Annotated in this window: 9 protein-coding genes and 2 tRNA genes; 5 read left to right on the top strand and 6 right to left on the bottom strand. The window is 70.8% G+C overall.

Annotated features, from left to right (window positions below; all coding sequences use genetic code 11):
• Positions 1-67: 67 nt before the first annotated feature.
• On the bottom strand, positions 68-202 hold the full coding sequence (rpmH, locus tag FNF32_RS11370) for a 50S ribosomal protein L34 (protein ID WP_073061402.1): 135 nt from the start codon (positions 200-202) through the stop codon (positions 68-70).
• 291 nt (positions 203-493) lie between these two features.
• Between rpmH and FNF32_RS11365 the strand changes: the two genes are divergently transcribed.
• The 3 genes from FNF32_RS11365 to FNF32_RS11355 all read left to right on the top strand — a co-directional run bounded on the left by FNF32_RS11365 (position 494) and on the right by FNF32_RS11355 (position 3504).
• A complete protein-coding gene (locus tag FNF32_RS11365) occupies positions 494-1912 on the top strand; it encodes a sensor histidine kinase (RefSeq protein WP_143796640.1) in 1419 nt (472 codons plus the stop codon).
• Between the two features lie 76 nt (positions 1913-1988).
• Positions 1989-2065, top strand: a tRNA-Arg gene (locus FNF32_RS11360).
• 167 nt (positions 2066-2232) lie between these two features.
• A complete protein-coding gene (locus FNF32_RS11355; RefSeq protein ID WP_143796639.1) occupies positions 2233-3504 on the top strand; it encodes an Hsp70 family protein in 1272 nt (423 codons plus the stop codon).
• 46 nt (positions 3505-3550) lie between these two features.
• Here FNF32_RS11355 and ptsP read toward each other — a convergent pair whose 3' ends face one another.
• The gene (gene ptsP / locus FNF32_RS11350; protein WP_143796638.1) at positions 3551-5800 is read right to left on the bottom strand and encodes a phosphoenolpyruvate--protein phosphotransferase; all 2250 of its coding nucleotides are present in this window, start codon (positions 5798-5800) and stop codon (positions 3551-3553) included.
• A 53-nt stretch (positions 5801-5853) separates the two neighbouring features.
• Complete coding sequence (locus tag FNF32_RS11345) at positions 5854-7110, bottom strand: aspartate kinase (protein WP_131674685.1); 1257 nt, start codon at positions 7108-7110, stop codon at positions 5854-5856.
• Positions 7111-7546: 436 nt separating this feature from the next.
• Here FNF32_RS11345 and FNF32_RS11340 point away from each other — a divergent pair, with 436 nt between their 5' ends.
• The gene (locus FNF32_RS11340) at positions 7547-9340 is read left to right on the top strand and encodes a calcium-binding protein (RefSeq protein ID WP_131674686.1); all 1794 of its coding nucleotides are present in this window, start codon (positions 7547-7549) and stop codon (positions 9338-9340) included.
• A 2-nt stretch (positions 9341-9342) separates the two neighbouring features.
• On the top strand, positions 9343-9729 hold the full coding sequence (locus FNF32_RS11335) for a Hint domain-containing protein (RefSeq protein ID WP_221930709.1): 387 nt from the start codon (positions 9343-9345) through the stop codon (positions 9727-9729).
• An 88-nt stretch (positions 9730-9817) separates the two neighbouring features.
• On the opposite strand, the gene FNF32_RS11330 is transcribed toward FNF32_RS11335, so the two are convergent.
• From FNF32_RS11330 to FNF32_RS11320, 3 genes are all read right to left on the bottom strand, one after another.
• The gene (locus tag FNF32_RS11330; protein WP_131674688.1) at positions 9818-10228 is read right to left on the bottom strand and encodes a DUF1178 family protein; all 411 of its coding nucleotides are present in this window, start codon (positions 10226-10228) and stop codon (positions 9818-9820) included.
• A gap of 84 nt (positions 10229-10312) precedes the next feature.
• Complete coding sequence (locus FNF32_RS11325) at positions 10313-11533, bottom strand: 3-deoxy-D-manno-octulosonic acid transferase (protein WP_143796637.1); 1221 nt, start codon at positions 11531-11533, stop codon at positions 10313-10315.
• Between the two features lie 54 nt (positions 11534-11587).
• Positions 11588-11664 (bottom strand) — tRNA-Cys (locus FNF32_RS11320).
• Positions 11665-11775: the final 111 nt, after the last annotated feature.

Below are 11775 nucleotides of genomic sequence, written 5' to 3'. Positions count from 1 at the left end.
GTGGCCGGGACCGCGGGGTCAGGCGCAGGCTGTGCCGCCGCCCTGTCCACGCTCGCCCCGCACGCGATCAGGCCGACAGGACCTTGCGGCCCTTGGCGCGGCGCGCGTTCAGAACCCGGCGGCCGCCTTTGGTCGCCATGCGGGCACGGAAACCGTGGCGGCGCGCGCGAACGAGGTTCGACGGCTGGAAGGTGCGTTTCATTGTCTTCACTCCGAAGGTCGGGTGTGCGCGTTCGACGGCCGGACGGCCCGCGGCGCGCGCAGGTGATGCGAAGCCCGCCTGATAGAAGTGCCGACGGGACGAGTCAACCGCCCATTCGCGCGCCCATTCGCGCGAAGCCCGTGATCGGCAGGCCCACCAGCCCCCGAACTCGCCTTCCGGGCAGGCGATCGGGAACCCCGCGCCGATCACGGTTGTTTGATCGCCACGGGTTGCCCCTGTCGGCGGCGTCATGCAAGCCGGGCGGAAACGGGTGCGCGGCATCGGGAGCAGATGAACTTCAACACGCTATCAGGTCGGTTCGCAGCACTCACGATCCTGTTCGTGGTGCTGGCCGAGGCCGCGATCCTGATCCCATCGCTCAGCAACCACCGCCGCGGCTATCTCGACAGCCGGCTGGAACGGGCCCAGATCGCCAGCCTCGCGCTGCTGGCCACCGACGAGTCGCTCGCCTCGGACCTCGAATCGGAACTGCTGGAAACGGCGGGCGTCTATAACGTCGTCCTGCGCCGCGACGATATCCGCAGGCTGGTGCTGTCCTCGCCGCTGCCTGCGCCCATCGCCGCCACCTACGACCTGCGCGACCCGGGCTTTCTTGCGCTGACGGGCGACGCGCTGCGGTTGCTGGTGCGGCCCCAGAACCAGATCATCCGCGTGATCGGCGCGCCGGTCCGCCAGGCGGGCCAGCTGATCGAGATCACGATGGACAGCGCCCCCCTGCGCGCCGACATGATCGAGTTCGGGATCCGCCTTCTGACCGTGTCGGCGGCGTTCTCGATCCTCACGGCGCTGGTGCTGAACCTTGCCGCGCAGCGGCTGATCGTCCAGCCGATCCGGCGCGTGATCGGGCACATGATCGCCTATGCCAACGCGCCCGACGACGCCCGCCGCATCATCGAGCCGTCGGCCAGCATGGCCGAGGTCCGCGCCGCCGAGACCGCGCTTGCCGCCATGCAGCGGACGGTCACGTCTTCCCTGAAGCAGCGCGAGCGGCTGGCGCAGCTGGGGCAGGCGGTCGCCAAGATCAGCCACGACCTGCGCAACGTCCTGTCCACCAGCCAGATCCTCGCCGACCGGCTGGAAGGCAGCGCCGACCCCGGCGTGCGCCGCACCGCGCCGAAGCTGGTGGGGTCGATCTCGCGCGCGGTGAACCTTTGCGAGACGACGCTGGCCTTCGGCAAGGCCGAGGAGGCGCCCCCGCAGCTGTCGCTGTTCAACCTGTCCACGCTCGTCGCCGACGTGATCGAGGCCGAGCGCCTTGCCGCCGAAAGCCGCGATCAGGCGCGCGAGAAGCTCGAGCCGGTCGAATTCCTGACCGACGTGCCCGCGGGCCTGACGATCCGCGCCGACCGCGAGCAGCTTTACCGGGTGCTGACCAACCTCGTCCGCAACGCCCGCCAGGCGATCGAGGCCACGCGCCGCGCGGGCACGATCGAGATCGGCGCGGGCGAGAACGAGACCGGCTGGTGGCTGCGCGTGGGCGACACCGGGCCGGGCCTGCCGGAAAGGGCGCTCGCGAACCTGTTCCAGCCCTTCACCGGCGGCATCCGCAAGGGCGGCACCGGGCTTGGCCTTGCGATCGCCGCCGACCTGATGCGCGGACACGGCGGCGGGCTGGAGCTGGTGCGGACCGGCGAGGACGGGACCGAGTTCTGCGTTCACCTGCCCCGCGACCCGCACGGCGCGGGCTGACCCCGAAACCGCGCCGCCCGAGCGAAGTTTCCGCTTGCATCCCCCGCCGCCCGGCCGTAGGAACCGCCCTCACGACGGACCCATAGCTCAGCTGGATAGAGCACCAGACTACGAATCTGGGGGTCGGGCGTTCGAATCGCTCTGGGTCCGCCACTTGCCTTGCCAATCTCCTGCCAGCCGCCTTCGGGCGCGCCGCGCGCAGGCATAGACCGACACCGCCGCAAGGGCCAGGCATCGCTGCCGTGGCCCTTTTTCGTCCCAGCCTGCCCTGCCCAGCCCTGCCCCGCCCTTCCCGCCCTTCGACCTGCCGGAGCCGTCCCATGTCCCCCCGCACCCCCGCGCTCGGGATCGACTTCGGCACCTCGAACTCGGCGGCGGGGTTTCTGGACGGCAAACCGCGCCTGATCCGCATGGGTCAGGGACAGTCCACGCTGCCCACCACCTTCTTCTTCGACTATGAGACCCGGCGCACGCTGATCGGCGAGGCGGCGAACCGCGCGCTTCTGGACGGGGTCGAGGGGCGGTTCATGCGGGCGCTGAAGCGGGTGCTGGGCACATCGCTCATGCACGAACGCCGCCAGATCCTGAACGAGCGCGTGACGTTCGTGGACATCATCGCCCGCTTCCTGTCGCACATGAAAACGCGGGCCGAGTCGGAAACGGGCCTGACCTTCGACCGCGCGCTGTCGGGGCGGCCGGTGGTGTTTCACGGCGCGGACGACCCGCGCGAGGGGCAGGCGCTGGACGATCTGCGCCGCTGCTATCTCGCCGCGGGCTTCCGCGAGGTCGAGTTCATGGCCGAGCCCGAGGCCGCCGCGATCGCCAGCGGCGCGCTGGACGCCGACGGATCGGTCGGGCTGATCGTGGACGTGGGCGGCGGCACCTCGGACTTCTCGCTGTTTCGCGCGGGCGGGGGCACGGCTCAGGGCACGGCCGGACTGGGCGGGGTCGACATCCTCGCCAACCACGGCGTCCGCATCGGCGGCACCGACTTCGACCGCGCGATCAGCATCGACCGGGTGATGCCGCTGCTGGGCAGGGGGACCGAGCTTCGCAAGGCGATGGGGCCGGGCACCTCGCCCACCCCGAACGCGATCTTCAACGACCTGGCGACGTGGGAAAAGATCCCCTTCGCTTACACCCCCCAGAACCGCCGCATGACGGCCGAGATGGTGCGGCTGGCCGAAGAGCCCGCGAAGCTGTCGCGGCTGGCCCGGGTGCTGGACGACGAGCTGGCCCATGACGTGGCCTTTGCGGTCGAGCGAGGCAAGATCGCCGCGAACGGGGGCGAGGACGGCGCCGCGATCCGGCTGGACCTGGTCGAGCCCGGCCTGTCGGCGCCCCTGAGCGCCGACGCCGTGTCCGAAAGCCTTGCGCGCCACGCCGACGCGCTGGCGCAGGGCGCGCGCGAGACGCTGCGGATGGCCGGGGTTGACGCGCGCGAGGTCGGGCAAGTGATCTATGTCGGCGGGTCCAGCCTGATGGCGATGGTGTCGGCCGCCATGCGGGCCGAGTTCCCGGCCGCCCGCCATTCGTTTTCCGAGGTGTTCACGGCGGTCGCCGACGGCCTTGCCATCGCCGCGGCACGCTGAGCCGCGCGCGGCTGCCGCCCCATCAACCGCCGCGTCAGCCGTTCCGTCAGCCGTTCCGCGCCAGCCAGTCGGTGATCGCGGGGCGCAGCGTTTCGGCGTCGCTTTCCATGCCGCCTGCCACCACCCGCGACAGTTCCGACAGGTCGATGCGGCGGAACAGATGCTTGACCGGCCCGATCGACGCGGGCCGCATCGACAGCTTGCGCAGCCCCAGCGCGGCAAAGGTCGCGGCCTCGATCGGGCGGCCCGCATCCTCGCCGCAGAAGCTGAGCGGCACGCCCGCTTCGTCGCAGCGGTCCACGATCTGCTTGAGAAGCGACAGGAACGCGGGCGACAGCGTGTCATAGCGGCGGCGCACCGCCTCGTTCTCGCGGTCGGCGGCGAAGAAGAACTGCTTGAGGTCGTTGCCGCCGATCGACAGGAAATCGCAGGACGTGAAGAACGAGCGCGGCGCGAACGCGATCGACGGCGTTTCCAGCATCGCGCCGACGCGGATGCTGGTCGGCAGCTCGTGCCCCAGCTGCCGCTCGCGTTCCAGCTGCTCGCCCAGGATCGCGCGGGCGCGCGTGAACTCGGACGGCTCGGCCACGAACGGGAACATGATCTCAAGCGGCCGGCCCGCGCCCGCGCGCAGAAGCGCCTGCAACTGCATCCGCAGGACGCCGCGCTTGTCGAGGCCGAGCCGGATCGCGCGCCACCCCATCGCCGGGTTCGGCTCGTCCTGCGGCTTCATGTAGGGCAGAACCTTGTCGGACCCGATGTCGAGGGTGCGGAACACGACGGGCTTGCCCTGCGCGTTGTCCATCACCTTGCGGTACAGCGTGGCGAGATCGCCGCGCCGGGGCACGCGGGTTCGGGTCAGGAACTGCAACTCGGTGCGGAACAGGCCCACGCCTTCGGCCCCCGACCCTTCGAGCGACGGCAGGTCGGCCATCAGGCCCGCGTTCATGTAAAGCTCGATCCGGGTGCCGCAGGTGGCGACGGCGGGCAGGCCGCGCAGGTCGGCGTACCGCTTCTGCGCCTCGGCCTGCATCGCGATCTTGTCGCGGAACGCGGCGGCCACGCTGTCCTCGGGGCGCAGGTGGACGATCCCGGTGTCGCCGTCGACGAAGATCGCGTCGCCGTTCAGCGCCTCGACCGCGATCCGGCCCGCGTTGACGACCAGCGGGATCGCCAGCGCCCGCGCGACGATGGCCGCGTGGCTGCCGACGCTGCCTTCGGACAGGACCACCCCGCGCAGCTTGCGGCCATAGTCCAGCAGTTCGGCCGGGCCGATGTTGCGCGCGACGAGGATCGGGTTTTCCGGCATCTCGGCCCCGGTGTCGCGGCCCTGCCCGGTCAGGATCCGCAGCAGCCGGTTCGACAGGTCGTCGAGATCGTGCAGCCGCTCGCGCAGATAGGGGTCGGTCGCGCGTTCCAGCCGCGCGCGGGCCTGCCCCTGTTCCTTTTCCACCGCGGCCTCCGCCGACAGGCCAAGGTCGATGTCCTCTTCCATCCGCCGCATCCAGCTGCGCGAGTTGGCGAACATGCGGAAGGTTTCCATGACGTCGGCGTGATCGCCCCCGCCCAGCGACAGGTCCGCCAGCAGCGCATCAAGGCGGGACCGCAGCATCGCCACGCCCTCGGCCAGGCGCGCGCGCTCGCGCTGCGGATCGTCGCCGACCGGGTTCGTCACGACGACACGGGGTTCGTGCAGCCAGACATGCCCCTCGGCCGCGCCTTCCTGCCCGCTGGTGCCCCGGAACACGGCCGGAAAGCGGTGGCGCGCGGTCACGCCGTCGTTGCTGCCGCCGGCAAAGGCGCCCAGTTCCGCCATCTCGGCCAGCACCATCGCGACGACTTCCATGCCGTAGCATTCGTCCTCGGTGAAGCGGCGGGACTGGCGCGACTGCACGACCAGAACGCCCAGCTTCTCGCCCACGCGCTGGATCGGCACGCCTAGGAACGAGGGATACACCTCTTCCCCCGTCTCGGGCATGAAGCGGAAGCCCGGCTCGGCGGGGGCGTCGGCGGTGTTGATCGGCTGGCCGGTGCGGGCCACGCGGCCCACCAGCCCCTCGCCCAGCCGCAGCCGGGTCTGATGCACCGCCTCGGGCCGCAGCCCTTCGGTCGCGCATAGTTCCAGCGTCTGCGGATCGCGGAACAGATAGACCGAACAGACCTCGGCCCCGATCGAATCGGCGATGTGGTGGGTGATGTTGTCGAGCCGGTCCTGGCTCGCCCCCGGCGCGGCAAGCGTATCCCTGAGCCGCTGAAGCAGCTTGCGGGATTCGCTTTCGGCCAGGTCTCCGCTCAACTCTCCGTCCCCCGCCGCGCGGCCCGGCCGCCGGCTATGGCCGATCCCGGGGATCAGGCCCTTTCAAGCTGGAAGGCATCATGCAGCGCCTGCACCGCCAGTTCCATATATCTGCGGTCGATCAGGACCGAAATCTTGATCTCGCTGGTGGCGATCACCTTGATGTTGATGTTCTCGTCGGCAAGTGCCTTGAACATGCGCGCGGCCACGCCCGCGTGCGAGCGCATCCCGATGCCCACGACCGACACCTTGGCCACGTCGTCGTCCACGACCAGCTCGTCATAGGCGATGGCGCCGCTGGCGCGCGCGTCCTCCATCGCCTTCTTGGCCCGCTCGACCTGGTTGATCGGGCAGGAAAACGTCATGTCGGTGACCGCGCCGGGATGGTTCTCGTAGTCGCGTTCCGAGATGTTCTGGACGATCATGTCCACGTTCACGCCGCCGTCCGCCAGCGGCTGGAAGATGGCGGCCGAGATGCCGGGCCGGTCCTCGACCGTGACCAGCGTGATCTTGGCCTCGTCGCGGCTGTAGGCGACGCCCGATACGACCTTGGATTCCATGATCTCGTCCTCATCGCAGACCAGCGTGCCGCTGGTTTCATCCGTATCCTCGAACGAGGACAGCACCCGCAGGCGCACGTTGTAGCGCATCGCCAGCTCGACCGAGCGGGTCTGCAGCACCTTCGCGCCGAGGGACGCCAGTTCCAGCATCTCCTCGAACGCGATCTTGTCCAGCTTGCGCGCCTTGCGCGCGATCCGCGGGTCGGTCGTGTAGATGCCGTCCACGTCGGTATAGATGTCGCAGCGTTCCGCCCCGAAGGCCGCGGCAAAGGCCACGGCGGTGGTGTCGGACCCACCCCGGCCCAGCGTCGTCACGCGCCCGTCCGGCGCGATCCCCTGGAAACCCGCGACGACGGCCACCTTCATCCCTTCGGCGAACTTCGCGTCGATATTGTCGCGCGGAATCGTCACGAACCGCGCCGCGCCGTGCTGCGCGGTGGTGTTGATCGGCACCTGCCAGCCCTGCCAGCTGCGCGCGGGCACGCCCAGCTCCTGCAGCCTCAGCGCCATCAGCCCCGCCGTCACGTTCTCGCCCGATGCGACCACGGCGTCGTATTCGCGCGCGTCGTACAGGCGCGACGTGCCCTCGACCCAGCCCACCAGCTCGTTGGTCTTGCCCGACATGGCGCTGACGATGGCGATGACGTCGTAGCCGCGTTCCACCTCGCGCTGGACCTTGCGGGCCGCGTTCGCGATCCGGTCGATGTCGGCCACCGAAGTGCCGCCGAATTTCATTACGAGAAGCGGCACGAAAGCCCCCCTGCCATCGACCCGCGGGTCGTCCGTTCGCCACAAGGAACGGCAGGGACCTATCGTCGGCGGCCGCCAAGGGCAAGCGTGCAACACACGAAACGGCATCGGCAAAAAAGTTCCGCAGTCGCCACGTAAATGTAGCTTCAAAGTGAATGGGATGCTAATCCGCCACAACCCTGACGGGTAACGTCGCAACCGGGAACCGCCCGCCGCCATTTCGGCCGGAGGGGTGGTTGCTGGCCAGCGGCACCTGAAAAATCGAACCGCTGTTCGTTGCAGCAACCGCCGGACCCCGCGTCCCGCCGGTGGCCTCGACGACTCGCCAAGACTGCCGGCCCTGCCATGCGCGGAAGGGCCGGACCGATAACGCTCCGCCTGCGGCCAGACCCGGCCGCGGGACGGACCGACGACACTGTTGCCAAGGGAGTGACGCATGGCAGTGAAGACCTATGTCGGCCTTTATATCGGCCGCCTTTCGGACATGGATCCGGTCGAGGGCACCACCAACACGACCACGACGTCGAGCGGCGCGGCGGAAAACGCGCTTTCGACGCTGGGCAACAAGACGTTCGGATCGAACGGGACGCCGCTTTTCGCGCAAAGCACGCGGCTGATGCTGGACGACGTCAACGGCGACGGGTCGCTGGCGCTGAACCAGTACAACACGACCGAAACGATGTCCTACCGGCTGGGGAACGACATCATCAAGGCCAAGCCCGACGCCATCGTCGTGGTGTCGAACGCCTCGGTCACGCAGCGCCTGCCCGACGGCACCTTCCAGACGATCACCGGAACCATCCGCGTCGCGCAGGACGTGAACGGCAACGCCTTCATCCTGCCGCCCCGCACCGCGGACACGGGTGAAACGTCGATCACCAGCTATCCGATCACCAGCGTCACCTTCCCGACCCGGTCGGAAGACTACGTGTCGAACCACAAGGGCGTCACCATGACGCGCCAGGATCTCAGCGCGTTCCAGGACGGCTATATCGACGGCGGCGACGGCAACGACGTCATCGACGAGAACTACACCGGCGATCTCGACGGCGACCGGGTCGACAACAACGACGCGCTGCTGCCCGGCGCGACCGGGAACGAGGACTTCATCCGCTCGGGCCTCGGCGACGACCTGATCTATGGCGGCGCGGGGCGCGACAGCGTGCGCGGCGGCGGCGGCAACGACACGGTCTACGGCTACGGCCGGACCACGGACGACGGCGCGGCCGACACGCTTGAGGGGCTGACCGGCAGCGACCAGCTTTACGGCGGGCGCGGCAACGACGTCATCTACGGCGACAACTTCGACGGCACCCTGACCGAAGGCGCGGCGGACACGCTTGACGGCGGGTCGGGCAGCGACAGTCTGGTCGGCGGCGCGGCGGGCGACAGCCTGATCGGCGGGACCGGCAACGACACTATCTACGGCGACGACATCGACGGCATCAGCACGGTCGGCGGGGCCGACCGGATCGACGCGGGCGACGGCCAGGATTCGGTCGTCGCGGGCATCGGCGACGACACCGTGACGGGCGGGCTTGGCCGCGACACCATCTTCGGCAACGACGGCGACGACAGCATCGCGGGCGACGACAGCGCGGGCTCGACCCTGGGCGACGCGGACGTCATCGACGCCGGCGCCGGCAACGACGTCGTGACCGGCGGCGCCGGCGCCGACACCGTGACCGGCGGCGTGGGTGCCGACAGCGTGCTGGGCGGGATCGGCGACGACGTCATCCACGGCGACGACGCCGCAGGCAGCGACACGCTGGGCGGCGCCGACACCCTGTCCGGCGGCGACGGGAACGACAACGTGGACGGCGGGTTCGGCGATGACCTGATCGCGGGCGACGAGGGCAACGACAGCCTTGCGGGCGGGGCCGGCAACGACACGCTCGGCGGCGGCGCGGGCGCGGACACGCTTGCGGGCGGCGACGGCGACGACCTGCTGGACGGCGGCGCGGGCCAGAACACCCTGACCGGCGGCGCCGGCCGCGACGTGTTCGTGGCGCGCGACACCAACACCGTCACCGACTTCTACGCCGGCGACGACGCGGACCAGCGCGACAGCATCGACCTGTCGGGCTACTACAACGCGGAAAACCTCGCGCGGTGGAACGCGGCCCATCCCGACCAGACCTACCGCAACCCGCTGCAGTGGCTGCGCGCCGACCAGGCGGACGGACGGCTCGACATGCTGGACGGCGCGGACGGGCTGCCGCCGACCTGATCGTGTCGCCGCAGCACCGGGTGCTGGTCCGTTCGGGCATCGCGCGCACGCTGTTCGGCGCGGACGAGGTGCTGGTCGCGGCCAAGCAGCTGCTGGCGCTGGACGGGTTCGAGGTCGCCTGCGACCTTCAGGCGGTCGATTACGTCCACTTCCTGTTCGACGACCACCAGGTCGTGATCTCGAACGGGGCCGAGACGGAATCGCTGCATCCGGGCAAGCAGGCGCTGTCGATGATGGGCGACGCGGGCCGGGCCGAGGTGCTGGCGCTGTTCCCCGACCTCGCGGACGCGGACCACGTCCGCCCGACCGCGCGGATCGTGGCGCCGGGCCGGCAGGCGCGCACGCTGGCCGCCCGCCACGCCGAGGACGCGCGGCCGCTGGTCGCCTGATCCGCAACGCCCGCAGGAGACCAAGGGGACCGGCCGTTGCGCCGGTCCTTTTTCATTGCGGCTTTCGGTGGCGGCAGGGCGCGGGCGCTCAGCTGACCTTGCGGCGGGTGCGGAACGGCAGCGGCGCGACCGGCACGCCGTCCTCCAGCAGCTTGCGCGCCTCGTCCGGGCGCGCCTCGCCATGGATCGCGCGCTCGGGCTTCTCGCCGTCATGCATCGCCCGCGCCTCGGCCGCGAAGCTCATGCCCACATAGTCCGAGGTGGCCTCGACATGCCGGCGCAGCTTTTCCAGCGGGGTCATGTCGGCCGGCGCCGACCGCAGCGGCGCATCCTCGCGCGCGGCGACCGAGGGGGCCATCAGCGCCTTGTCCACGCCCGTGCCGCCGCAGACGGCGCAGGCGACCTGCCCCGCCGCCCGCATCCGGTCGAAATCGTCGGCCGAACGGAACCAGCCGTCGAAGTCGTGCCCTTCGGCGCAGCTGAGCGTGTAGCGGATCATGGATCGGTCTCCTTCACCGTCCGAATATCGTGGGCGGAGGGGACGCGATCAAGCGGGACGCGGGGGAGCGGTTAACGGGCGCGCTTACGCGGACCGATGGGCGAGGTCGAGGATCCGGGCGACCAGCGCCGCCGGATCGCCCGCGCGGTCGCGCAGCAGGGCGCGGGCGCGCCCGCCCATGTCGCGGGCCCGCCCCGGATCGCCCGCCAGCCGCGCCACCGCCGCGCCAAGATCGCCCGGCGCGACCGCCAGCGCCGCCCCGGCCGCATCGAGCGCGGCGTAATCGTCGGCCGCGTTGCCGACATGGGGGCCGTGCAGGATCGCGCAGCCGTGGCCCGCCGGTTCCCACGGCGTATGCCCGCCGTGATCGACCAGCGACCCGCCCGTCAGGCAGACGCCCGCGGCGGCATACCAGCGCGCCATCTCGCCCAGCACGTCCACCAGCAGCACGCCGCCCGGACCGACCGCGTCCTGCCCCCCGGACCGCCGCGACAGCGCCAGGCCCCGCGCCCGCACCAGCGCCGCGACCTCGTCCGCGCGCCGGGGATGGCGCGGCGCGAGGATCAGCCGCAAGTCCGGCGCGGCCTGGCGGGCGCGCAGGAACGCGTCAACCACCACCTCGTCCTCGCCCGGATGGGTCGACGCCGCAAGGAAAGTGGCATCGCGCGCGGCGTTCGGATCGGGCGCGGGCGTCGCCGCGGGGTCGATGAGCTTCAGCTGCAGGGGCGGCATCAGCGCATCCGGCCGCAGCCCCAGCGCGACCAGCCGCGCCTCGCTGCCCGCGTCCTGCGCCGACAGCGCGTCGATGCCCCCCAGCACCGGCCCGACCAGCCGCCGCGCCCGCCCCCAGCGCGCGGCCGATCGCGCCGACATCCGCGCCCCAACCACAACCTGCGCGATCCCGCGCGCGCGGGCGGCGGCGGCGCGGTTGGGCCAGATCTCGTTTTCCACCGTGACGATCACCGACGGCGCGAAGAGGTCCAGGAACCGCTCGACCGCGCCCGGCAGGTCGAGGGGCGCAAGCCGCGCCTCGGCCGCCCAGCCGTCCCGACACCAGTCGGCCGCGAGGTTCCGTCCCGTGGCGGTGTTCGCGGTCACGACCAGCGGCAGGTCGCGCCCAAGCGCGCGCGCGACCCCGCGCGCCGAGGTCAGTTCCCCCACCGATGCGCCGTGCAGCCACACGCCGCCCGGCGGGTGCAGCACCTCGTCGTCCATCGCCAGCCGCTCGCGCCAGTCCGCGCCGGCCAGCGGCCCGGCCAGTTCGGCCAGCGGGCCCGCCGCCCGCGTCACTGCGCGATAGATCATGCGGATTTCCCCCGGCCTTTCCCTGCCTGCACCGTCGTCGCGGCGGGGCTGAAGTGGAGGCGGGTACCGGAATCGAACCGGTCTTCACGGATTTGCAATCCGTCCCTTCCACCTGAACAGCAAGACCAACCGTGTCAACGTCCCCGGTTCGTTCCCACAATTTGGATCAACGACTTGCGGCAAGTTGTAAACAGGAAGAGATGCATCGGACAGCGGAAATGGGGGGGGTCCGGCCCCCGTGG

The organism is Paracoccus marinus (assembly GCF_007018965.1).
Taxonomy (GTDB): Bacteria; Pseudomonadota; Alphaproteobacteria; order Rhodobacterales; family Rhodobacteraceae; genus Paracoccus; species Paracoccus marinus.
This window is presented reverse-complemented; position numbering and strand designations above follow the sequence as displayed.

What these genes read in the sequence shown, in the direction of transcription:
- rpmH (WP_073061402.1), bottom strand. Translation starts at nt 202, where the DNA reads ATGAAACGCACCTTCCAGCCGTCGAACCTCGTTCGCGCGCGCCGCCAC.
- FNF32_RS11365 (WP_143796640.1), top strand. Translation starts at nt 494, where the DNA reads ATGAACTTCAACACGCTATCAGGTCGGTTCGCAGCACTCACGATCCTG.
- FNF32_RS11355 (WP_143796639.1), top strand. Translation starts at nt 2,233, where the DNA reads ATGTCCCCCCGCACCCCCGCGCTCGGGATCGACTTCGGCACCTCGAAC.
- FNF32_RS11340 (WP_131674686.1), top strand. Translation starts at nt 7,547, where the DNA reads ATGGCAGTGAAGACCTATGTCGGCCTTTATATCGGCCGCCTTTCGGAC.
- FNF32_RS11330 (WP_131674688.1), bottom strand. Translation starts at nt 10,228, where the DNA reads ATGATCCGCTACACGCTCAGCTGCGCCGAAGGGCACGACTTCGACGGC.
- FNF32_RS11325 (WP_143796637.1), bottom strand. Translation starts at nt 11,533, where the DNA reads ATGATCTATCGCGCAGTGACGCGGGCGGCGGGCCCGCTGGCCGAACTG.